Here is a 22,471-nt window from a genome sequence, read left to right on the forward strand (position 1 = left end):
GCATAGGGGTTTGTCAGGCTTTGCTAGTCCTGCGCACCGGGCCGCAATGACGCGGGTTGGTGAGCGGCTGCCTGCGCCCTTGCGAACAGAGGGGCAGCAGTCCGCACGTGCCGGAAATCATTCTCTTTACAGGCAACGCGTTCAGCGTAGCGGACGGCAAGGGCCGTTTCGTGCTGCCTCTGGAGATGCGTCGGCAAGTCAAGCTGTCCAGCGCTGGCGAAACGCGGCTTTATCTCTCCGTCCATGGCGACAACCCCTGCGCCACGGGCTTTGGAGAATCGCATCGCCGTTTCCTGTTCACCGAAGTCGAGGAACTGGCTCGCGAAGCACGGGCGCATGGCCGCGACTATAATGCCGACCTAGAGCTGGAACGCCGACTCGGTACGATCGAGGAGGTGAATTTCGACGACGGCGGCCGTTTCGCCATGCATCCGGACATCAAGGATGAATATGGCATCACCGACGCTGTCTTCTTCTATGGTGTTGGCCGCTACATCCAGATCTGGAAGCCGGAAACGCTGGTCGACAGCAAGGATCGTCCGGAATTGATCCGCAATAAGGTGCGCCGCTGGCTGGACCAGCGGATGGCGGGGGACGGCAAGTGACCGCTCCTGCTGATCTGGATCGTCACATCCCGGTTCTGCTTAATGAAGTGCTGCATGCCCTCGCCATCAACCCCGGCGAGATTCATGTTGATGGCACGTTCGGCGCGGGCGGATATTCCAGTGCGATGGCGGCACGGGGCGCGAAGGTTTTTGCCTTCGACCGCGATCCCGATGCCATCCGGGAAGGCGAGGCGCTGGCGATGGAGAAGGGTATCACCCTGATCGCCGGGGAATTTTCCCGCATGGAGCAGTTGCTGGGCGATCGGGGCATTACTTCGGTATCGGGCGTGACGCTCGACATCGGCGTGTCTTCGATGCAGCTCGACCGGCCGGAGCGCGGCTTTTCCTTTCAGGCGGACGGCCCCCTCACCATGACGATGAGCCAGAATGGGATGAGCGCCGCCGATTTCCTGAACAATGCCCCTGAGCAGGAGATTGCCGACGTCCTCTATCGCTATGGCGAGGAGCCGCGCTCGCGCCGAGTGGCCCGCGCGATCGTGGAGGCTCGCCCGTTGGAGCGCACCGGTCAACTCGCCAGCGTCGTTCGCCGGGCGCTGGGCCACAAGCCGCACGACAAGAAGGACCCGGCAACCCGCACCTTCCAGGCGATCCGCATCCATGTGAATCGCGAGCTGGAAGAATTGGAGCGTGGGCTGGAAGCGGCGGAAGCGATGCTGGAAGAGGGTGGTCGATTGGCCGTGGTGACTTTCCACAGCCTGGAAGACCGTATCGTCAAGCAGTTCTTGCGCCAGCGTAGTGGCGGAGAAGGCGCGGGATCGCGCCACCTGCCGGAACGCAAGGCCGCCGCTGAGCCCACCTTTCACAAACCGGCCAAAGCGATTCGTCCCGGCGAGGCGGAGTTAGCCCGCAACCCGCGCGCGCGCTCCGCGACCCTGCGCAGCGCCGTTCGTACATCAGCGTCCGTTTCTCAGCCAAGTTCTTCCAGGAGCGCCCGCCCATGATCGCGGTGAAGAGGTTGCAGAGCCTGATCTGGATCCTGCTAGTCGCGCTGGGTGCGCTTGGCGCCTATCTGGTATCGCTGAAAGTCGCGAACGAGCGTAATGAACTGATGAAGGTGCAGACGCAGATCGCGCGGGCGCGGGCGGACATCCGTTATCTGGAGACGGAGTTCAGCGCGCGAGCGAGCATGCGGCAGCTGGAGCGGTGGAATCAGGATGATTTCATGTATGCGACGCCGACCGCGCAGCAATATCTGGGCGGTGAGCGGGCGCTGGCGAACCTGGATGGCATCCAGCCTAACGGCCCCGACTATGTCGCGCCGCCGGTGATGGTGGCGATGGTCGAAAGCCCTGCCGACTTGCCATCTGCGCCGCAGGCCGCCCCGGCGAGTCCCGCAGCCACCCAAATCCGCAGCGATATCGCCGTGATCCGTGAAGCGCATGCGGCCGACAATGTCGAAAAGATTGCTAAGCCCGCCGCCAAGACTCCTGCGGAAAAGGCGAAGGACGATGCGGACGTGTCGAAGCCCAATCCGGTGGCTCGCCATGCGGAGCGGATGGCGATGCTGGATGCCAAGCTGCTTGACGACAGCACCATCGGCGACATCAGCGCCAAGGCGGCGCGCGAACGCAAGAAAGGCGCGCGCTGATGGCAACGATCATCGTTCAGCCGGGCGGCGCCAGGGCAGGCAAGCAGCGGGTTGATCTGACGGCGGTTGCGCACAACCGACTGATGTTGCTGCTGATCCTGTTCATGGCGATCACGGCGGTCGTGATTCTACGGCTCACCTGGGTGGGCATCTTCGCGCATGGCGCAAGCGGCGATGGCGCCGTTTCGGGCCTGCTTCCCGCCCGCGCTGACATTGTCGATCGCAATGGCGTGCCACTCGCCCGCACGATGGACGCCTATTCCATTGCGGTGCGCCCGTCGAAGCTGATCGGCGAGCCCGCCGAACTTGCGCGCAAGCTGCACGAGATTTTTCCCGATGAGCCTGAGGCGGCGTTCTACAAGAAGCTGACCGGCAAGGGCTGGGCCTATCTGCGCCGCCGCGCGCTGCCGGAAGAAGTTGCGGCGGTGAATGCGCTGGGCGAGATCGGCATCGAATTTCCCCGTGAGAAGGAACGCCTGTATCCCCAGCGCAGCCTGGCGGCGCATGTCCTCGGCTTTGCACCCAATGCCGACGGGCAGGGCGGCATGGGGGTCGAGGCGGCGTTCAATGACCGGCTGACCGATCCGGCGCTGCGTGGTCAGCCTTTTGCCATTTCGATCGACAGCCGGGTGCAGGGCGCGCTGGAGAGCGAGCTTTATGCGCAGATGGTCGCGCAAAATGCCAAGGGCGCGGGCGGCATCATCATGGACGTGAATACCGGCGAAGTGATTGCGATGGCGTCGATCCCCGTGTTCGATCCCAACAAGCTTCAGAATTATGCGGGCAAGAAATGCAGCGAATCGCCACTCTGCAACCATATGGTTCAGGCGCGCTACGAACTCGGTTCGACGTTCAAGCCATTGTCGATCGGCGAGGCGATGGATCGCGGTGTCGTCACTTCGATGGCGAAGCGCTACGACGCGACCGCCCCGCTTGCGGTGGCCGGGTTCAAGATCAAGGACGACCATGCGCTCGGCCGTTGGATCAATGTGCCGGAAATATTGGTGCACAGCTCCAACATCGGAACGGCACGGATCGCCGATGAAATGGGCGCCGCGCCGATGCAGCAACTGTTCCGCAACCTGCAATTCGACCAGCGGGCGCCGATCGAGCTGAAAGAACGCGCCAAGAGCATTTGGCCCTATAATTGGGGCCGCATAACGACGATGACTGTGTCCTATGGTCATGGCATCGCGGTGACGCCGCTGCACCTTGCCGCCGCCTATGCGGCATTGGTGAACGGGGGCATCTGGCGGCCTGCCACCTTGCGCAAGCTGCACGCCAATGAAGTGCCCGAAGGCCACCGCGTCTTTTCGGCCGCCACCAGCGCGCGGATGCGGCAACTGTTGCGGATGATCGTCGCCGCAGGTACAGGTCGCAGCGCCGACGCCAAGGGATTCCGGGTGGGCGGCAAGACGGGTTCCGCCGAGAAGCCTGAAGAAGGCCGGTACAATAAGAGTTCACTGGTGACGACTTTCGCGTCCGCATTTCCGATGGATAATCCCCGCTACGTCGTGCTGACGATGATGGACGAGCCCAAGGGCAACGCGCAGACTTTCGGCCTGCGCACGGCTGCCTGGACGGCCGCGCCGGTGGTCAAGCGCGTGATCGAACGTACCGCCCCGATGCTGGGTGTGTTGCCCGACGAACGGCGGGACGTCGATATTTCCGACCTCATGCCCCTGCTTGGGCAAGACAAGGACAAGGATTGAGATGCGCCTCGGGTCGCTTATCGAGGGGCTGGATGTGAAGCTAGACACGGGGGCGCCGCTGGACGCCTCGGTGTCGGGCTTCGCGATCGATAACCGGAAGGTTGCGCCGGGCACGGTCTTTGGCGCCTTCCAGGGACTGCGGGTGAATGGCGAGGATTTTATTGCCGACGCCGTGCGCGCGGGTGCTGTTGCGGTCGTCGCGCGGCCGGAGGCGAAGGTGGAGGGGGCGGTCCATATCGCCCATGACAATCCCCGCCGCCTTTTTGCCCTGCTCGCCGCCCGATATTTCCCGCCTTTCCCCGAAGTGACCGTTGCCGTCACCGGCACCAACGGCAAGACTTCCACTGTGGAACTGGCCCGCCAGCTATGGCGGATGCTCGGCCATCATTCCGCTTCGATCGGCACGCTCGGTGTCACCACTTCAGTCGATCAGGTATCGACGGGCCTGACAACGCCGGACATCGTGACGTTCCTGTCCAACATGTCGGGCCTGAAGCGCGAGGGCATCACCCATGCAGCCTTCGAAGCGTCGAGCCATGGCCTTGCGCAATATCGGACGGAAGGACTGCCGGTGTCGGCCGCCGCCTTCACCAACCTGTCGCGCGACCATCTCGATTATCATGGCGATATGGACAGCTATTTCGACGCCAAGATGCGGCTGTTCGATGAGGTCGTCGCATCCGATGGAACGGCGGTCGTCTGGGCCGATGACGCATGGTCCGACAAGGTCATCCAGCGAGCTACGAAGCGGGGGCTTCGTGTGCTGAGCGTCGGGGTGCAGGGGCAGGCATTACGTCTTGCCAACCGCACCCCGACCCAGTTGGGCCAGACGCTGGAGGTTGAGGCTGGGGGCAAGCTCTATAAGGTCAATCTGCCGCTGATCGGCGCCTATCAGGCCGCGAACGCCTTGACTGCCGCTGGGCTCGTCATCGCAGGCGGCGAGGATGTGGCGAAGGTTTTGGAGCTGCTTGGCCGGGTTCAGCCGGTGCGCGGTCGCCTGGAGCGGGCGGTGATCACCAAGGCAGGCGCCCCCGTCTATGTCGATTATGCGCATACGCCCGATGGACTGCGCGCCGCGATCGAAGCGCTGCGCCCCCATACGCGCGGTAAGCTGATCGCGCTGTTCGGCGCTGGCGGCGACCGGGACGCTGGCAAGCGCCCGCAAATGGGCAAAGTTGCTGCAGAGTTGGCTGATCATGTCATCGTCACCGATGATAATCCCCGTTCGGAAGATCCTTCTGCCATTCGCGCCGCCGTTATGGCGGGGGCGTCGGGCGCGGAGGAAATCGGTGGCCGCCGCGCCGCCATCGCCGCCGCCATTGCGCGGGCCGGTGGTGATGATATCGTGCTGCTCGCGGGCAAGGGGCATGAACAGGGGCAGATCATCGGCGATCGGGTGTTGCCGTTCGACGATGTCACTGTTGCCCGGGAGTGCGCTGGGTGAGCGAGCTTTGGACTTCCGAAGAAATAGCGCAGGCTACAGGGGGTGCCGCTTCGGCACCCTTCGCCGTTTCGGGCGTCGCCTTCGATAGCCGCGAAGTGACCAATGGTGACCTGTTTGTCGCGATGAAGGGCGAGACGACGGACGGCCATCGTTTCATTGACAAGGCTTTCGGTCAGGGCGCCGCTGGCGCGATCGTCAGCGAGCCTGTTCCTCAACCTCATATATTGGTTCCCGACAGTGCGGCTGCGCTGGAAGCGCTGGGCCGCGCTTCCCGCGCGCGCATGCAGGGCAAGGTGGTCGGGGTCACGGGGTCAGTCGGCAAGACGGGCACCAAGGAAGCCTTGTTCCAGGCTCTGGACCGCATCTGCCCGGGTCAGGTGCATCGGTCGGTCAAGAGTTACAATAATCATGTCGGCGTGCCGCTCAGCCTGTCGCGCATGCCCCGCGCATCGGCCTTTGGCGTGTTCGAAATGGGGATGAACCATGCCGGTGAACTGGCGCAGCTGACGCGGCAGGTGCGGCCCCATGTCGCCATCGTGACGGCCATCGCCCCGGCGCACATCGAATTTTTCGGCACCGAAGAGAAGATCGCGCAGGCCAAGGCGGAGATATTCGAAGGGCTTGAGCCCGACGGCACGGCGGTCATCCCCTATGACAGCCCGCATGTCGCGACGCTCTACGCAAAGGCAGAGCAGCATGCCTCCCGCATCCTGACCTTCGGTTTTGACGAAGAGGCCGATGTGCGCGCGCGTGACATGGTTCCGGCGGCAAATGGCGGCACATTGGTCACGGCCACGCTGCCCAGCGCCGAACTCTGCTTCACCGTGGGTGCGCCCGGCGAACATTGGGTTTCCAACGCGCTGGCCGTGCTGGCGGCGGTCGAAGCCTTGGGCGGCGATTTGGCGGCTGCGGGTTTGGCGCTTGCCGAAATGCCGGGTCTGCCCGGCCGTGGTGAGCGGCGGTCTGTCGCGGTCGCTGGCGGCGAAGCGCTGCTGATCGATGAAAGCTACAATGCCAATCCGCTGAGCATGGCCGCCACGCTCAAGCAGTTGGGCAGGGAAAATGCGAGCCGCCGCATCGCCGTGTTGGGCGGCATGCGGGAATTGGGCGATCGCAGCCACGAACTCCATGCCGGACTTGCCGAGCCGCTTGCCGCCGGTCAGGTCGACTACGCCATTCTGGTGGGCGATGAAATGAAACCGCTGGCCGAGGCGCTGCACGGTCAGCAGTTGGCCTTTGATCATGTGCCGGATACGGCGGCCGCCACCAATCTTATTCGGACGGAAATGCGCGCTGGCGACGCCATATTGGTCAAGGGCTCGAACGGCATCGGCCTGTCGCGCCTAGTCGCCGCGCTTGGGGAACATAAGAACTGATGCTCTACTGGCTCGCCCAGACCATGGATTTCGCGGGGGTTTTCAACCTCATCCGCTATCTTAGCTTCCGCGCGGGCGCGACGATCGCGACGGCCTTCGTCATCGGTCTTGTGCTGGGTCCGCGCTTCATCGGCTGGCTGCGGGTGCGGCAGGGCAAGGGTCAGCCGATCCGTGATGATGGTCCGCAGACCCATCTGGCAAAGCGCGGCACGCCGACCATGGGCGGGCTGATGATCCTCACCTCCATGATCACATCGGTGCTGCTCTGGATGGATTTGTCATCCATCTATGTTTGGGCATGCCTGTTCGTGACGCTGGGTTTCGGCGCGATCGGCTTCCTCGACGATTATGACAAGGTGACGAAGGCCAGCCACAAGGGCTTGTCGGGCAAGATGCGCCTGGGTTTCGAGTTCCTGATTGCGGGTATAGCCGCCTGGTTGATCGTCAACCAGCATGGGAATACGGCGCTCTACCTGCCCTTCTACAATGGCCCGGCGATCGAGCTTGGCCCCTTCTACTTCCTCTTCGCCGCCTTCGTGATCGTGGCGTTCGGCAACGCTGTGAACCTGACCGATGGTCTCGATGGCCTTGCGACCATGCCGGTGATCATCGCCTGCATGGCGTTCATGGCGATCGTCTATCTGGTCGGCCGCGCGGACTTTGCCTCTTATCTTGGCATTCCGCATGTGCCCGGCGCAGGCAATCTTACCATATTGTGCGGCGCGATCATTGGCGCGGGCCTGGCCTTCCTTTGGTTCAACGCCCCTCCCGCCGCCGTATTCATGGGTGATACCGGCAGCCTCGCGCTTGGCGGGACCATCGGCGTCATCGCGGTGACCGCGCATCATGAAATCGTGTTGGGCGTGATTGGCGGCCTGTTTGTGGTCGAGGCGATGAGCGTGATCATCCAGGTGTTCTTCTACAAGCGCACGGGCAAGCGTGTGTTCAAGATGGCGCCGATCCACCATCATTTCGAGCAGCTGGGCTGGGCCGAACCGACGGTCGTGATCCGCTTCTGGATCATCTCTTTCGTGCTGGCCCTTGCCGGTCTCGCTACGCTGAAGCTGCGGTGATGGGCATGGGAATCGTTTCCAACGTCTTTGCCGGAAAAAAATATGCGGTGCTGGGCCTTGCGCGCTCTGGACTCGCCACCGTCGAGTGCCTCGCGGCGAGCAGCGCGCAGGTCGTGGCTTGGGATGGCCGAGATGAGGCCCGTGAAGCAGCAATAGATGCAGTGCAAGAACTGGCCGTGGAGATCGAAGGTGATGTAAGCCTGACGATTGCTGATCCCATCGAAATCGATCTTAGAGGCTTTGACGGCGTTGTCGTTTCCCCCGGCGTGCCTCTCAACAAGCATCCGATCGCCATGCATGCCAAGCTCGCAGGCGTGCCCGTCATCGGCGACATCGAGCTGTTCGCGCTCGCCCGTCCGACGCTGCCCACTCACCGGGTGGTCGGTATTACTGGCACCAACGGCAAGTCGACTACGACGGCGCTGGTTCACCACATCATAGAGACAGCAGGCATCCCGACCCGCATGGGCGGCAATATAGGCCTGCCGATTTTAGGGCAGGAGCCGTTGCCGGAGGGCGGCATCTATGTGTTGGAACTGTCGAGCTATCAGATTGACCTGACGCAGAGCCTAGACTGCGATGTTGCCGTGCTGCTCAATATCACGCCGGATCATCTCGATCGCTATAATGGCTTTGAAGGCTATGTCGCGTCCAAGGCGCGGTTGTTCGGCATGCAGTCGCCCGACCATGTCGCGGTGATCGCGACGGAGGATGAACCGAGCCGATCCATCGCGGCTCAGCCGGGCGCTCGGCGGGTAGAGGTGAAGGCCGATGACATCGATCCCGCCGCGCAGGCGAAGTGGCCGTCGCTTCAGGGGCCGCACAACGCGCAGAACGCAGCGATAGCCCTCGCCGTCGCGCGCGCTCTGGGCATCGATGAAGCGACGATCGAGGCCGCGCTGCAAAGCTATGCCAGCCTGCCCCACCGGATGCAGCGCGTGAAGGAACTGAACGGCGTACTCTACGTCAACGACAGCAAGGCGACCAACCCCGCCTCGACGGCGCCCGCGCTCGCAGCCTATCCGCCCCTCGATGGCCGCCCGCGGCTGCACTGGATTGTCGGAGGTCTGGCAAAGACAGACAATCTGGACGAATGCGCGCCATGGTTCGGCAATGTCGCTGCCGCTTACACGATCGGCGAAGCGGGTCATATGTTCGCCGATCTGCTCAAAGATCATATGGCGGTGGATGATAGCGAGATGCTATCGGCCGCCGTTCGCCGCGCGGCGCGTGTAGCACAGCCGGGCGATGTCGTGCTGCTTTCGCCAGCCTGTGCCAGTTTCGACCAATTCCGGGATTTCGAGGCGCGAGGCGATGCCTTCGTCGCGGCCGTCGCGGCGCTGGAAGAAGGGGGCCTAGACGGCTAAGGGCGGCGCAGGGGCGCAGAAGGGGCGATTACAATGTTCAGGGCAGGCGAACTGGTGAAGGGGTTCAAGAACCGCACCGTTCCGCGCGAGCGCACGGCCCTGGCCATCTGGTTCTGGGAGATCGATCGCGTTCTCCTCTCGCTGATCGTCGCGTTGATGGCGATCGGTCTGGTTGCCGTCGCGGCCGCTTCGCCCGTTGCAGCGATCGACCGCTCGACCAGCAGCGTATCCGTCACGCCGCTCATCTATTTCTATCGCCAGCTTATGTGGGTCTTCATCGGCCTGCCGATCATGCTGGTCATATCGATGTTGCCCCGTCAGCAGGCCCGGCGGCTCGCCATGTTCATGACGGCCTTCTTCATCGTGATGCTGCTGTGCGTGCCGGTCCTCGGATCGACCGTTAACGGCGCGCGGCGCTGGATCGACCTGCCCGGATTTCGCTTTCAGCCCTCGGAATTCCTGAAGCCTGTCTATGTCGTCTCCATGGCCTGGTTGCTTTCGCTGCGGGGCAAGGACATGTCGCTGCCGGTCATTCCGCTGACCGGCGTGTTGACGCTGTTGATCGCGGCGATCCTGATGAAGCAGCCGGACTTTGGCCAGACGGTCATTTTCCTTGCCTGCTGGGGATGCCTGTTGCTGCTGTCCGGTGTGTCGATGCGGTTCATCGGCATGATGGTTGGCGTGGCGCTGGCTGGCCTGATCGCCATGTACATGTTCTACGAAAATGGCCGTCAGCGCATCAATGACTTCCTTGGCATCGGCGTCGCGCAGGATACGGGGCCGGACCAGACCGAGCTGGCGTTTCGCACGATCACCCATGGCGGTTTTACAGGGGTGGGGCCGGGGGGCGGCCAGGAGAAATTCCGCCTGCCCGAAGCGCATACCGACTATATCTTTTCCGTGATCGGTGAAGAGTTCGGCCTCCTCGCCTGCATCGGCATCGCCTGCGTCTATCTGGCGATCGTTGTCCGCGTGCTGCTGCGCATGCTGGACGAGGATGATAATTTCACGATCCTGGCGGCAGCGGGACTTACAACGCAGTTCGGGTTGCAGGCGATCATCAACATGGGCGTCAATGCCCAGATATTTCCTTCGAAGGGCATGACGCTGCCCTTTATCAGCTATGGCGGCTCCTCTATGCTGGCCCTTTGTATCGGGGTCGGCCTGCTGCTTGCGTTCACACGGCGCAATCCCTTCATGGGGCGGCATACCGTCGTCAAATGGAGTGGTCGATGAGCATTTCCCGTCACTTCGTCCTCGCCGCGGGTGGGACAGGCGGTCACATGATTCCGGCGCATGCTGTGGCCGAGGAGTTGATGGCGCGCGGCCACCATGTCGCTTTGGTCACGGATGAGCGCGGCGCCAAGATCCCGGGCATCTTCGATCGCGCGCAGGTCCATGTCCTGCCTGCTGGCCGCATGACCAAGAACCCGAAAAGCTGGCTGGGCGCGCTTAAGGCCATCCTTGCAGGCCGCGCCATGGCCCGCCGGCTCAACGAGACCTTCCGCCCCACCGCTGTCGTCGGGTTTGGCGGCTATCCCGCCATGCCTGCGCTGTTGGGCGCGCTGGCGGATGGCATCCCGACCGCCATCCACGAACAGAATGCCGTGCTAGGCCGGGTCAACCGCTTCCTCGCCCGCCGCGTCGATGCGATCGCTACGGCTTACCCGAAGGTGGAGCGCCTGCGCGACAAATATGCGGGCAAGGTCCACTTGGTCGGCAATCCGGTCCGCGAGGAAGTAAAGGCGCTACGGGAGGAAGAATTCCCTGCGCTGACGGACGAGAGCGTATTCCGCGTGCTCGTGATCGGCGGCAGTCAGGGCGCCAGCATCCTTTCGTCGGTCGTGCCGGACGGCCTTGGTATGTTGCCGCTCAGCCTGCGTCGCCGCTTGCAGGTGACGCAGCAATGCCGGGCCGAGGATATCGAGCGGGTCCGCCGCTTCTACGCCGACCTGGAAATTCCCGCTGACCTAGCGACCTATTTCAATGATGTGCCGGAAAAGCTCAGCTGGTCGCATCTGGTGATTGCCCGCGCGGGCGCTTCGACGCTGGCGGAACTTACCTGTGCGGGTCGTCCCGCGATCCTTGTCCCGCTGCCGAGCGCGATGGATGACCATCAGACGGTCAACGCGCGGGAGATGACGGAAGCGGGTGGCGCGCGGACTATCCCGCAGTCGCGCTTCACCGCCGTGGAACTCGCCAAGCAGATGCAAAAGATGGCGATGGAGCCCGGCGCGCTTCAGAACGCAGCCAAGCGCGCTCGTGCCTGCGGCCGTCCCCATGCGGCGCGTGACATGGCCGACCTGCTGGAAAGCATCGGCCCCGCGCCGATCATGAACGATCCTTTGAAGGTCGGGCCGATCCCGACCAGCCTGAATTTGCAGGGCGTCCCTGCATGAATATGAACCCCCTTTGTCATCCCGGCTCGCGCGGGAATGACGGAGTTTTCCCGGAGATTAAGGCATGAAGGGTGTCGGCACCGACATCGGCACGATCCATTTCATCGGCATTGGCGGCATCGGCATGTCCGGTATCGCCGAGGTGATGCACAATCTGGGTTACAAGGTTCAAGGGTCCGACGTAGCGGAAGGCTATGTCGTCGAAGGGCTGCGCAAGAAGGGCATCGACGTAATGATCGGTCACAAGGCCGAAAATCTGGGCGATGCCGCCGTTGTCGTGACCTCCACCGCGATCAAGAAAGGCAACCCCGAAGTCGATCTGGCGCTGGAAAAGCGGGTGCCCGTCATTCGCCGCGCGGAAATGCTGGCCGAGTTGATGCGCCTGAAATCCACCGTTGCGGTTGCAGGAACCCATGGCAAAACCACGACCACCTCGATGGTCGCGGCGCTGCTGGACGCTGGGGGGGTTGATCCGACCGTCATCAATGGCGGCATTATCAACAGCTATGGCTCCAACGCTCGCCTCGGCAAGAGCGACTGGATGGTTGTCGAGGCCGACGAAAGCGACGGCAGCTTCCTGCGCCTCGACGGCACGCTGGCAGTCGTCACCAACATCGATCCCGAGCATCTCGACCATTATGGCAGCTTCGACAAGGTGAAGGACGCCTTCGTCGAGTTCGTCGAAAATGTGCCCTTCTATGGTGCCGCGATGCTCTGCCTCGATCATCCAGAGGTGCAAGCGATCCTGCCGCGCGTGCAGGACCGTCGCATCGTCACCTATGGTTTCTCGGCGCAGGCCGATATTCGCGGCGAGAATGTGCAGCCGATCCCCGGCGGCAACCGCTTCGATGTGCAAATCCGCGAGCGCGACGGTTCGCTCCGCCGGATCGAAGGGATCGAAATGCCGATGCCCGGCCGCCACAACGTGCTGAACGCCATGGCGGCGATCGGCGTGGCGCTGCAAATGGGCATTGATGATGCGACGATCCAGACGGGCTTTGCGAAGTTTGGCGGGGTGAAGCGTCGTTTCACTAAAGTCGGAGAGATTCCGACGGGACAGGGGGTCGCGACCGTCATCGACGATTATGGCCACCACCCGGTCGAGATAAAGGCCGTGCTGGCGGCCGCGCGCGAGGGTGCCAAGGGCCGCGTTATCGCGGTGGTACAGCCGCACCGCTATACCCGCCTTCGCGACCTGATGGATGAATTTCAGCAGGCGTTCAACGACGCCGACATCGTCTATGCGGCCCCGGTCTATTCGGCGGGCGAGCAGCCGATCGAAGGCGTGGATAGCGCTGAGTTGGTCGCGGGTCTGAAGCGTCGGGGGCATCGCCACGCTGCGACGGTCGAGGGCGCGGACGATCTGGCCCGCGTAATCGCTGACGGTCTTCAGGCTGACGACATGGTCATCTGCCTTGGCGCGGGTGACATCACCAAATGGGCCGCAGGTCTGGCCGCAGCCGTCGCGGCGAAAGCCGCTTGATGAGTCGGTATCAAACCTTGGCGCCGGGAGCATTGGGTTGACCACGACAGTGGCGCCCCTTCCTCCGGTTCGCGGGTCGCTGAAGGCTGACGCCCCGCTGGCTCCGCTCGTCTGGTTCAAGGCGGGCGGCGTCGCACAGTGGCTGTTCGAGCCCAAGGATGGCGAGGATTTGGCAGACTTTCTCGCCCATCTCGATCCAGCGGTCCCGGTGATGGCGCTTGGCCTTGGCTCCAACCTAATCGTGCGCGACGGCGGCGTTCCGGGTGTCGTTGTGCGCCTGGGCAAGCCCTTCGCGAAGGTTGAGCAGATCGACGGCACCTCGCTCCGCTGTGGGGGAGGGGCGTCCGGCATTCTCGTATCCTCGACGGCACGGGACGCGGGCATTGCGGGGCTTGAGTTCCTACGCTCGATCCCCGGAACGGTGGGTGGCTTCGTGCGGATGAATGGCGGTGCCTACGGGCGCGAGACCTGCGACATTCTGGTCGAGTGCGACGTAGTTCTGCGCTCCGGCGATCGTGTGACGCTGCCGCTTGACGCCTTGGGCTATACCTATCGTCACAGTAGCCTGCCTGAAGGCGCGGTGGTGGTAAGCGCCGTGTTCCGGGGTGTTCCTGGCGAACCCGCCGCGATCCAGACCGAAATGGACCGCATCGCCGCAGCGCGCGAAGAAAGCCAGCCGCTCCGCAGCAAGACCGGCGGATCGACCTTCAAGAATCCGGACGGTCACAAGGCCTGGGCTCTGGTCGATGAGGCGGGCTGCCGGGGGCTGCAATTGGGTGGCGCTCAGGTTTCGGATAAGCATACCAACTTCCTCCTCAACCTTGGCGATGCCACCAGTGCGGACATCGAGGCGCTGGGGGAGGAAGTGCGCCGCCGGGTGAAGGCAAAGAGCGGCGTCGAGCTTGAATGGGAAATCCAGCGCGTGGGAGTGAAGAAGTGATCCGCCCCACCCGCCCGTCATCCCAGCGACCCGAAGGGCGGCGCCAGCCAACGCTGGGATCTCCTTCCTCCTTCCCAGCTTCCGCTGAGATGACGAATATTTCTGTTCTGGAGTTCTACAGATGACCCGTGGCCCCTGGCATATCGCCGTCCTCATGGGAGGCTGGTCCGCCGAGCGCCCAGTGTCGCTGATGAGCGGCGAGGGTGTTGCAAAGGCGCTGGAATCGCGTGGGCACAAGGTCACGCGGATCGACATGGACCACAATGTCGCCGCCCGTCTCGCCGAAACCAAAGCGGATGTCGTTTTCAACGCGCTTCATGGCGTTCCGGGCGAGGATGGCACGGTACAGGGCATGATGGACCTGATGGGTCTCACCTATACTCATTCGGGTCTCGCCACCTCGGTCATCGCGATCGACAAGCAACTGACCAAGCAGGCACTGGTCCCCCAAGGCATCCCCATGCCCGGCGGTCACATCGTTGACAGCGCCAGCCTGTTCGAAGCCGATCCCCTGCCGCGCCCCTATGTGGTGAAGCCGGTCAACGAAGGCAGCTCCGTCGGCGTCGCCATCGTCACGCAGGACGGCAATTACGGTTCGCCCATCGGCCGTGATGTGGAAGGCCCCTGGCAGCATTTCGATCAGCTCCTCGCGGAGCCCTATATCCGGGGCCGGGAGCTGACCACCGCCGTGCTGGGCGATGAGGCGCTGCTCGTGACCGAACTGCGTCCCAAGAGCGGCTTTTATGATTTCGACGCCAAATATACCGACGGCATGACCGAGCATGTATGCCCGGCCGAAATTCCGAATGACATCGGCGAAGCGTGCAAGGCCATCGCCCTGCGCGCGCATCAACTGCTGGGCTGCAAGGGCGCTTCGCGATCCGATTTCCGCTGGGACGATACGCAAGGGGTAGAGGGGCTCTACCTTCTGGAGGTGAACACCCAGCCCGGCATGACGCCGCTCAGCCTCGTGCCGGAGCAGGCGGCGAAACTGGGCATTGACTATGCCGAGCTGGTCGAGCGTATTGTCGAGGATGCGCTGATGCAGAAACAGGGCGCTAAGGGGGCAGGGCATGGCTGAAGCACGCATCCGGCGGGGAGGCACGGCGCGTCTAACGGGTGCGGGTGGACCTCGCGGCCGTAATGGATCGGGCCGGGGCAAGCCGGGCAAACGCCGTTCCTGGTTTGGTCGCATGCTTCATGCACTTCCAGTCAGCGAAGACACGCTGCAACGCATGGCGAGCTGGGCCATAGTTGGCATCGTCGTCGCCGCAGCCGGTGGCATCGCCATGCTGCTGGGCGTGCCGGCAATGGCCGGGCAGAAGGCGGCGGAGGTCGCAGCCAATGCCGGTTTCGAGGTTCAGAAGGTCGAAGTGCGCGGCGTCGAACGAATGGACGAACTGCCAGTCTATAATATCGCGCTCGGCCAGGTGGACCGCTCCATGCTGTCGCTCGACCTGCCCAAGGTCCGCGACGAAATGCTGAAGCTCGGCTGGGTCAAGGACGCGCGCATTTCGCGGCGCCTGCCGGACACGCTGGTGGTCGATATCGTGGAGCGCGATCCGGTCGCTGTGTGGCAGCATGATGGGCAGTTGCACCTGATCGACGTCCAGGGCGTCGTGCTTCAATCGGTGTCTACGGATGCGATGCCCGACTTGCCGCTGGTCGTCGGCCCCGATGCCAATCGCCAGACTGCGGGCCTCAACAAGCTTATGGAAAATGCGCCCGCGCTGAAGCCCATGCTGGCCGGTGCGACCTGGGTCGGGAACCGCCGCTGGGATTTGCGTTTTCAGTCCGGCGAAACCCTTTCGCTGCCGGAAGGAGACAGGGCCTCTGCGACCGCGCTCGTCAATTTCGCGCGCATGGACGGCGTTAACCGCCTGCTGGGTCGAGGCATCGTGAAGTTCGACATGCGCGACCCGGATCGCTTCATCCTGCGTCTGCCGCAGAACCAGGTGAGCGATAAAGCCGAAGTCAATGCTCCCGCCGCGCCTCAGGGCGAGGAAGGCTGACGCGCATGGCCCAGCCCAAGGTCGACAAACTCGTCACCGCGATCGACATTGGATCGTGGAAGGTTTCTGCGCTCATCGCTGGCCGGACCGAAACGGGTGAATTGGCCATTTTGGGCACGGGCCAACGGGAAAGCCGTGGCGTCCGCCGGGGTTTTATAGCCGACATGGAGCGCACCGAACTGGCAGTGCGCGAAACGGTCGAGCAGGCGGAGCGCGTCGCTGGCACCAACATCGAGGATGTGTGGGTCAGCTTCTCTGGCGGGAGCCTCGTTAGCGACGTTGTGACGGTCGAGCGCGACATGGGCGGTTATCGCGTCGAGCAGCCCGACATCGACGATCTGCTCGCGACGGGCCAGCAGGGTATCGATCCCGATGGGCGCGTGGTGCTTCATGCCCAGCCCACCTGCTTCACCATCAATGGCAAGGTGCCGGTGAAAAAGCCGCTCGGCATGCATGCGGACCTGTTGGGCGTTGATATCCATGTCGTGCTGGCGGACGGCGCGCCGCTCGCCAATCTCGACCTGTGCGTGCGTGGGGCCTATCTCAACGTCAATTCGATTGTCGCTTCGCCAATCGCGACCGGCCTTGCCTGTCTTTCCGAGGAGGAAAGGGACTTGGGCGTCGCGCTGGTGGAACTGGGCGCGGGCGTGACCAATGTCTCGCTTTATGCGGGCGGCATGCTGGTTGGGCTGCACAGCATCCCGATCGGCGCCTCGGACATCACCGACGACATCGCCTCTGCCTTTGGCATCCGCCGCAGCCAGGCCGAGCGGATCAAATGTTTCTACGGTTCGGCCATGCAGAACCGCCGGGACTTCCGCGAGATGATCGAGATCGCGGCGCCCCACGGTGATGTCGCCGTGCCGGGGCAGAGCGCTGGCCCGAACGCGGACGGCGGCAAGATCACGCGGGCCGCGCTGGTCGCCGTCATCTGCGAACGGCTGAATCAGTTGATGACGGAGGTCAACGCGGCGCTCGCGGGCATGGGCTTCAATACGCCGACGGGACGCCAGGTCGTGCTGACCGGCGGCGGCGCGGAAATGAAGGGCATTGCCGACTATGCTCAAGGTGCGCTGGGCCGGGCCGTCCGGATCGGCAGGCCTCGTGGATTGGCTGCGTTGCCGGAGGCGCATAGCGGCCCTGCCTTCGCAACGCTCGCCGGTCTGGCGCTTTACGGCGCATCAAACCCGGTTGATCTTAGAACGATAGCGCCTGCGCCCCAGACCGTTCATCGTATCAATGCGCCGCAATGGTGGCAGCGGATGGTGCGGGCGATGAAGACAAACTATTGAATAAATCTAAAGCCAGACGAACTTTGCTAGTGAAATACGCTGTTTTCTGTTGCATTAACTTTCGATGACAGTTTCGCTCATGTCGCCGAAGCTGGAGGGAGCTAGAATTTATGAGCATTGAGATCAGCCCACCGCATGTGGACGAGTTGAAGCCTCGCATCGCGGTGATCGGCGTAGGCGGCGCGGGCGGTAATGCCATCGCGAACATGATCGCCGCGTCGGTTGAGGGCGTGGATTTCATCGTCGCCAACACCGACGCGCAGGCGCTGAACGCCTCGCCCGCCGAGCGCCGCATTCAGCTTGGCCCGCAGATCACCGAGGGTCTGGGCGCAGGTTCGCGTCCGGAAATCGGCAAAGCGGCTGCTGAGGAAACCATCGTCTCGGTCGAAGAGGCGCTGAACGGCGCGCATATGTGCTTTATCGCCGCTGGCATGGGCGGCGGCACCGGAACCGGCGCTGCGCCCGTCATCGCCAAGGCGGCGCGCGACAAGGGCATCCTGACCGTCGGCGTGGTGACCAAGCCCTTCACCTTCGAGGGCAATCGCCGCATGAAGTCGGCCGAGAGCGGCATCGAGGAACTGCAAAAGCATGTCGATACCCTCATCGTCATTCCGAACCAGAATCTGTTCCTGATCGCGAACCCGAACACCACCTTCAAGGAAGCCTTCCAGATGGCTGACGAGGTGTTGCAGCAGGGCGTTCGCGGCATCACCGACCTCATGGTCATGCCGGGCCTCATCAACCTCGACTTTGCCGACGTCCGTTCGGTGATGGGCGAGATGGGCAAGGCGATGATGGGTACTGGCGAAGCCGAAGGCGACGGCCGTGCACTTCAGGCGGCGGAGAAGGCGATCGCCAACCCGCTGCTCGACGGCGTGTCGATGCGGGGCGCGAAGGGCGTCATTGTTTCCATCGTGGGTGGCGACGACATGCGCCTGATGGAAGTCGACGAAGCCGCCAACCACATTCGCGAACTGGTTGATCCCGACGCAAACATCATCTGGGGTTCGGCCTTCAATGACGGCCTCAACGGCAAGATCCGCGTTTCGGTTGTTGCCACCGGCATCGACAGCGAAGCGACTGGCGGCGCCGCGCCGCTGACCCAGCCGTTCAGCTTCGCCAGCCGCCCGGCTGTCGCCGTTCCTGCCGCAGCATCGCGTCCGGCTCCGCAGCCTGCTCCGGCTTCAGCCCCCGAAGCCGAACCCGAAACGCTCGAACTCGATGTGCCTGCCGCGCCCGAGCCCGCGCCGATTGCGCCCCCGGTCGAGGAACGGGCCGCAGTAGCGCCCCGGCCCACCCCGGCGGCTGCCTCCGCGCGTCCTGCTGCCGTGTTTTCGGATGAGGACCCGGCGCAGGATGAACTGCTGCTCGGCGCAGAGGAAGTTGAAGCACAGCCTGCACCGGCTCCCGCTCCCGCGCCTCAGGCTGCGCCGCGCGCCGCTTCTGGTGGGACCCTGTTTGAACGTATGGCCGGTCTCACGCGAGGTTCCGACAAGAATGCCGGAGTGAGCGACGATGCCGGATCGACGCCCGACATACCGCGGTTCCTCAACCGTCAAAGCAATCAATAAGACGGCGATCCACAGGCTGTCTTATGTTTTAAAGCGCGCCATCGACTGCATCGGGCGGCCGGGCGCGCTTTATCTTGCGGTAAATTTCCCATTCACGCATTGATCCGGTAAAGGGCTAGTGTGAAACGCTCAGCTTTATGGATCCTTGGTGGCCTGCTCCTGACAGGAACCGCCCAGGCACAGCCCGCTCAGATCCAGTCGATCAGGCCGTCAGGCGCTGAAAATCTCAGCCGGAACCTGTCTCGCCTTGCATCCAATCCGCGCGATGTCGATGCGCTGGTCGGTGCGGGTGAGGCCGCGATCGAGATGGATGACATGCGCGCGGCGGCGGGCTTCTTTTCGCGTGCCGATGCGATCCAGCCGAATAATGGGCGAGTGAAGGCCGGGCTTGGCCGGGTCGCGCTCAAGGCGCAAAATCCTGCCGAGGCCTTGCGCTTGTTCGATCAGGCCACCCGTCTCGGCTACGGCGAGGCAACGCTGTTGGCGGACCGTGGCCTTGCGCGGGACATGACCGGAGATCAGGCCGGTGCGCAGCGGGATTATCAAGCGGCCCTCAAGCGCGCGCCGGATGATGCCGAACTAACCTATCGCTATGCCGCGTCGCTGGGGATTTCGGGTCAGGTCGATGCGGCCGAAAAGGCGCTCCAGCCCCTCCTGTACAAGAGTGATCGCGCCGCTTGGCGATACCGCGCGTTCATCCTGGCGATGAACAACAAGCAGGCCGAGGCGCGAAAGATCGCCAGCCAAACCTTGCCCGCGCAACTTGCCGCAGCCTTGGCGCCCTATATGGAGAAAATGCCCTATCTCACCCCGGCGCAGAAAGCGGCGGCGGTGCATTTCGGTCACTTCCCGACCAATGTGGGGACGTCGCTGGCGGCTGCGACGCCCAGGCCTTCAGCGCCGACGGTGGCCTCGGCTCCAGTTCAGGCGGCATCTCCGGCCCCCGCGCAGCCCGCCATTCCGGCGGCGCGCGCGCAACTGCCACAGCCAAGCCGACCTTCGCCAGCGCCCACGCCAACGCCGCCCGCCCGCCCAGTTCCTGCCAGCCCCGCGCCCTCTACGTTCGCGCAGACTTCAACTGAAACACGCTCTGCACAGGTACAGGGTCCGCCCGCTTCAATTCAGGATTCCGCCCCGCGCCTGGCCGCTCCGCTGCCCGCGTCTCACAGCCAGTCCAGCGCGCTCGCGCAAGCGTCCATTCCAGCGCCGCAGCAGCCCGCCCCCGTCCAGCGCCAGCAGCCCGATCCGCAAGCGACCCGGACGTTGGCTGACATCATCCATGCCATCGACGTTCCCGAATCCGAACGCCAGGCGAGCGTAGCCGCTGTCGACCTGTCCGAGATCGAAGCGCTTCAGGCCGCCCGCCGCGCCGAACGGCAGGCAGCCGCCGACAAGGCAAAGAAGGCAGCCACGACGGCCAAGGAAAAGGCAGACGCAGCAGCCAAGGTCAAAGCGAAAGCCGAAGCTGACGCCAAGGCGAAGAAAGCCGCCGAGGAAAAGGCGCGGCTCGCCGCCGATCCCTCGCGCAATTGGGTGCAGATCGGCACGGGTGCCGATCGCAATGCACTGGGCTTCACGCTCAAGGCTCTTCGCCGGAAATATGACGCTGTTGCGCCGCAGGACGGCTGGGTCGCCAGCTGGGGCCGTACCAACCGTCTCCTGATCGGACCCTTCGCCAGCTTCACCCGCGCCAAGACGGTGGAAGCGAAGCTGAAGTCCGCCGGTGCCGATGCCTTCGCCTGGCAAAGCGACGCGGGCGAGGTGGTCGAACGGCTGGGAGGCAAGTAGGGGCGTCCAGATGACGACGCTCGCCCCCTACGCCTCGCACCCGGCCCGAAGCCGTGGCCGCCTGCATCCCGAAGCGGGAGGCGAGACGCGGGGTCCCCGTGACATCTTCCAGCGCGATCGCGATCGCATCATCCATTCCATCGCCTTCCGCAGGTTGCGGCACAAGACGCAAGTGTTCGTGTCGCCCGATGGCGATCATTTCCGTGTCCGCCTGACCCACAGTCTGGAGGTGGCGCAGATCGGCCGGACGACAGCGCGCACCCTGGGCCTGAATGAAGACCTCACCGAAGCACTTTGCCTCGCCCACGACATCGGCCATCCACCCTTCGGTCATGCGGGCGAAGACGCGCTGGAAGCAGCGCTCGATGATCATGGCGGATTCGATCACAACGCGCACACGCTGCGCACGCTCATGCTGCTCGAATCGCCTTATCCCGGTTTCCAGGGGCTTAATCTCAGTTGGGAAATGCTGGAGGGCCTCGCCAAGCATAATGGTCCCGTCGATCATCCCGGCTGGGCGATGCGGGAAGTCGATGCGCTCTTCCCGCTGGAGCTGTCCTCTCATGCCTCGCTGGAGGCGCAACTGGCGGCGATCGCCGACGATATCGCTTATGACAATCACGACATTGACGATGGCCTGCGCGCTGGGTTGCTGACGCTGGATCAGCTGCTTGCCGTGCCCGTCGTCAAACATTGCTGGGACCGGGTGCGCGCCCGCTATCCGGACATCCCGCAGGACCGGCTGCTTCGCGAACTGGTGCGGGAACAGATCGGCCTCATGGCGAACGATCTCATCGCTTCCACCCGGCGGAACATCGCCGAGGCCCGCGTCGAAACGGTCGAGGATGTGCGATCCGCCGGACGCTCTCTGGTCTGCTTCTCGCCTGAACTCGCGGCGCAGGAACGCGACCTGAAGCGCTTCATGTATGCGTCGCTCTATCACCATCCATCGCAACTCGCCGCGGCGAACCGTGCGCGGATCATCGTGCGCGACCTGTTCCGGGCCTATCAGCAGCAGCCGGAACTCATGCCGTCCGAATGGCAGGACGATCGCCTGCTGAATGAGCCGGGCCGCAGCAGGCATATCGGCGACTTCATCGCGGGCATGACCGATCGCTATGCGGAAAAGCGCCACGCGGAAATCTTCGGAGAGATGGCTCTCGCCTGAAGCGACGGTTGCGCTCGCCCTGAACGCGCCCTAGCCTTCGCCCAACATGGCCCTTCACCCACAAATCGCCGCGCTAGCCGCCGGGTTGGAAGACCTCGCCGTATTCCTGCGCAGCCGGGGTGATCGCAAATGGTCGGGCCGGGTGGAGCTATGCGCCCATCTCGTGGCTGATTCCAACTTCACCGGGGTCGAGCATTTCCTGCGCCTGTTCGAGGGGGAGGAGAGTCTTGGCCAGCTCATTCTGGGGGATCCTGCGGCCGATGCCCGGCTGGATGAACTGCGCAAGATGACGCGCACCCTCGCCGATCGGTTGGTGAGGGAAGAACGGGCAACCGATTGAGCAATTGACGCCGCCTCCCATTTCCCGCAATGCGAGAGGGTCACCGGCGCCCGATAGATTCGGGTCCGGACATGATGCGGGAGAGCATGGGAAGCCTTTCAGGCCACCCCGTCGCCGAAGGAGCAACCGCCCCGGAATCTCTCAGGCCAAAGGACCGCATCATGGGCAGGCACTCTGGAAAGCGGACGGGTCATTCCGTCCCACCGAAGGGGTAAGCCATCCGGTCGCTGGACCGGTGGTCAAAGCTCTCAGGTTCCGTGACAGAGGGGGTGGCAGACGCCGGGATTCCGAC

At 63.7% G+C, this 22,471-nt stretch carries 19 protein-coding genes and 1 riboswitch; all 19 genes read left to right on the plus strand.

What is annotated here, in order from left to right; genetic code table 11:
* The first annotated feature begins 107 nt into the window (after positions 1-107).
* Positions 108-605, plus strand: coding sequence for a division/cell wall cluster transcriptional repressor MraZ (locus ACZ51H_RS01330; protein WP_464771931.1), 498 nt, complete (start codon positions 108-110; stop codon positions 603-605).
* Positions 602-1,567, plus strand: a complete 966-nt coding sequence (gene rsmH, locus ACZ51H_RS01335) for a 16S rRNA (cytosine(1402)-N(4))-methyltransferase RsmH (RefSeq protein WP_464802208.1) — start codon at positions 602-604, stop codon at positions 1,565-1,567. Before ACZ51H_RS01330 ends, rsmH begins: the two co-directional genes overlap by 4 nt.
* Positions 1,564-2,214 (plus strand): colicin transporter, encoded by a 651-nt coding sequence (locus ACZ51H_RS01340; protein WP_464802209.1) that lies wholly within the window; start codon positions 1,564-1,566, stop codon positions 2,212-2,214. Before rsmH ends, ACZ51H_RS01340 begins: the two co-directional genes overlap by 4 nt.
* Complete coding sequence (locus tag ACZ51H_RS01345) at positions 2,214-3,926, plus strand: peptidoglycan D,D-transpeptidase FtsI family protein (protein ID WP_449471336.1); 1,713 nt, start codon at positions 2,214-2,216, stop codon at positions 3,924-3,926. The genes ACZ51H_RS01340 and ACZ51H_RS01345 overlap by 1 nt, the downstream gene beginning before the upstream one ends.
* Position 3,927: 1 nt before the next feature.
* Positions 3,928-5,370, plus strand: coding sequence for a UDP-N-acetylmuramoyl-L-alanyl-D-glutamate--2,6-diaminopimelate ligase (locus ACZ51H_RS01350; protein WP_464802210.1), 1,443 nt, complete (start codon positions 3,928-3,930; stop codon positions 5,368-5,370).
* Entirely contained in the window at positions 5,367-6,746 is a 1,380-nt protein-coding gene (locus tag ACZ51H_RS01355; protein ID WP_464802211.1) for a UDP-N-acetylmuramoyl-tripeptide--D-alanyl-D-alanine ligase, read from the plus strand. Before ACZ51H_RS01350 ends, ACZ51H_RS01355 begins: the two co-directional genes overlap by 4 nt.
* On the plus strand, positions 6,746-7,819 hold the full coding sequence (gene mraY / locus ACZ51H_RS01360) for a phospho-N-acetylmuramoyl-pentapeptide-transferase (RefSeq protein WP_464802212.1): 1,074 nt from the start codon (positions 6,746-6,748) through the stop codon (positions 7,817-7,819). The genes ACZ51H_RS01355 and mraY overlap by 1 nt, the downstream gene beginning before the upstream one ends.
* A 5-nt stretch (positions 7,820-7,824) precedes the next feature.
* On the plus strand, positions 7,825-9,186 hold the full coding sequence (gene murD / locus ACZ51H_RS01365; protein ID WP_464802824.1) for a UDP-N-acetylmuramoyl-L-alanine--D-glutamate ligase: 1,362 nt from the start codon (positions 7,825-7,827) through the stop codon (positions 9,184-9,186).
* 33 nt (positions 9,187-9,219) lie between these two features.
* Entirely contained in the window at positions 9,220-10,422 is a 1,203-nt protein-coding gene (gene ftsW / locus ACZ51H_RS01370; RefSeq protein ID WP_464771937.1) for a putative lipid II flippase FtsW, read from the plus strand.
* Entirely contained in the window at positions 10,419-11,585 is a 1,167-nt protein-coding gene (gene murG, locus ACZ51H_RS01375) for an undecaprenyldiphospho-muramoylpentapeptide beta-N-acetylglucosaminyltransferase (protein WP_464802213.1), read from the plus strand. Before ftsW ends, murG begins: the two co-directional genes overlap by 4 nt.
* Before the next feature lie 64 nt (positions 11,586-11,649).
* On the plus strand, positions 11,650-13,068 hold the full coding sequence (gene murC / locus ACZ51H_RS01380) for a UDP-N-acetylmuramate--L-alanine ligase (protein ID WP_464802214.1): 1,419 nt from the start codon (positions 11,650-11,652) through the stop codon (positions 13,066-13,068).
* Between the two features lie 49 nt (positions 13,069-13,117).
* The gene (gene murB, locus ACZ51H_RS01385; protein WP_464802825.1) at positions 13,118-14,008 is read left to right on the plus strand and encodes a UDP-N-acetylmuramate dehydrogenase; all 891 of its coding nucleotides are present in this window, start codon (positions 13,118-13,120) and stop codon (positions 14,006-14,008) included.
* A gap of 121 nt (positions 14,009-14,129) precedes the next feature.
* Positions 14,130-15,089 (plus strand): D-alanine--D-alanine ligase, encoded by a 960-nt coding sequence (locus ACZ51H_RS01390; RefSeq protein ID WP_464802215.1) that lies wholly within the window; start codon positions 14,130-14,132, stop codon positions 15,087-15,089.
* A complete protein-coding gene (locus tag ACZ51H_RS01395) occupies positions 15,082-16,020 on the plus strand; it encodes a cell division protein FtsQ/DivIB (protein WP_449471349.1) in 939 nt (312 codons plus the stop codon). Before ACZ51H_RS01390 ends, ACZ51H_RS01395 begins: the two co-directional genes overlap by 8 nt.
* A 5-nt stretch (positions 16,021-16,025) precedes the next feature.
* Positions 16,026-17,312 (plus strand): cell division protein FtsA, encoded by a 1,287-nt coding sequence (ftsA, locus tag ACZ51H_RS01400; RefSeq protein ID WP_464771941.1) that lies wholly within the window; start codon positions 16,026-16,028, stop codon positions 17,310-17,312.
* A gap of 110 nt (positions 17,313-17,422) precedes the next feature.
* Positions 17,423-18,883, plus strand: coding sequence for a cell division protein FtsZ (gene ftsZ, locus ACZ51H_RS01405; protein WP_464802216.1), 1,461 nt, complete (start codon positions 17,423-17,425; stop codon positions 18,881-18,883).
* Positions 18,884-19,003: 120 nt separating this feature from the next.
* Positions 19,004-20,671 (plus strand): tetratricopeptide repeat protein, encoded by a 1,668-nt coding sequence (locus tag ACZ51H_RS01410; RefSeq protein ID WP_464802217.1) that lies wholly within the window; start codon positions 19,004-19,006, stop codon positions 20,669-20,671.
* Between the two features lie 10 nt (positions 20,672-20,681).
* Complete coding sequence (locus ACZ51H_RS01415; RefSeq protein WP_464802218.1) at positions 20,682-21,839, plus strand: deoxyguanosinetriphosphate triphosphohydrolase; 1,158 nt, start codon at positions 20,682-20,684, stop codon at positions 21,837-21,839.
* A gap of 46 nt (positions 21,840-21,885) precedes the next feature.
* A complete protein-coding gene (locus ACZ51H_RS01420) occupies positions 21,886-22,179 on the plus strand; it encodes a hypothetical protein (RefSeq protein WP_464802219.1) in 294 nt (97 codons plus the stop codon).
* A gap of 67 nt (positions 22,180-22,246) precedes the next feature.
* A riboswitch (glycine riboswitch) is annotated at positions 22,247-22,346 on the plus strand.
* Positions 22,347-22,471 lie beyond the last annotated feature (125 nt).

It is taken from the genome of Sphingobium sp. TomMM15 (assembly GCF_055397045.1).

Bases quoted from the DNA above. Each gene is read 5' to 3' on its own strand.
- murC (WP_464802214.1), top strand. From the start codon at position 11,650: ATGAAGGGTGTCGGCACCGACATCGGCACGATCCATTTCATCGGCATT.
- ftsA (WP_464771941.1), top strand. From the start codon at position 16,026: ATGGCCCAGCCCAAGGTCGACAAACTCGTCACCGCGATCGACATTGGA.
- ACZ51H_RS01395 (WP_449471349.1), top strand. From the start codon at position 15,082: ATGGCTGAAGCACGCATCCGGCGGGGAGGCACGGCGCGTCTAACGGGT.
- ACZ51H_RS01340 (WP_464802209.1), top strand. From the start codon at position 1,564: ATGATCGCGGTGAAGAGGTTGCAGAGCCTGATCTGGATCCTGCTAGTC.
- ftsW (WP_464771937.1), top strand. From the start codon at position 9,220: ATGTTCAGGGCAGGCGAACTGGTGAAGGGGTTCAAGAACCGCACCGTT.
- ACZ51H_RS01420 (WP_464802219.1), top strand. From the start codon at position 21,886: ATGGCCCTTCACCCACAAATCGCCGCGCTAGCCGCCGGGTTGGAAGAC.
- ACZ51H_RS01350 (WP_464802210.1), top strand. From the start codon at position 3,928: ATGCGCCTCGGGTCGCTTATCGAGGGGCTGGATGTGAAGCTAGACACG.
- ACZ51H_RS01345 (WP_449471336.1), top strand. From the start codon at position 2,214: ATGGCAACGATCATCGTTCAGCCGGGCGGCGCCAGGGCAGGCAAGCAG.
- ftsZ (WP_464802216.1), top strand. From the start codon at position 17,423: ATGAGCATTGAGATCAGCCCACCGCATGTGGACGAGTTGAAGCCTCGC.
- mraY (WP_464802212.1), top strand. From the start codon at position 6,746: ATGCTCTACTGGCTCGCCCAGACCATGGATTTCGCGGGGGTTTTCAAC.
- murD (WP_464802824.1), top strand. From the start codon at position 7,825: ATGGGAATCGTTTCCAACGTCTTTGCCGGAAAAAAATATGCGGTGCTG.
- ACZ51H_RS01415 (WP_464802218.1), top strand. From the start codon at position 20,682: ATGACGACGCTCGCCCCCTACGCCTCGCACCCGGCCCGAAGCCGTGGC.
- murG (WP_464802213.1), top strand. From the start codon at position 10,419: ATGAGCATTTCCCGTCACTTCGTCCTCGCCGCGGGTGGGACAGGCGGT.
- ACZ51H_RS01390 (WP_464802215.1), top strand. From the start codon at position 14,130: ATGACCCGTGGCCCCTGGCATATCGCCGTCCTCATGGGAGGCTGGTCC.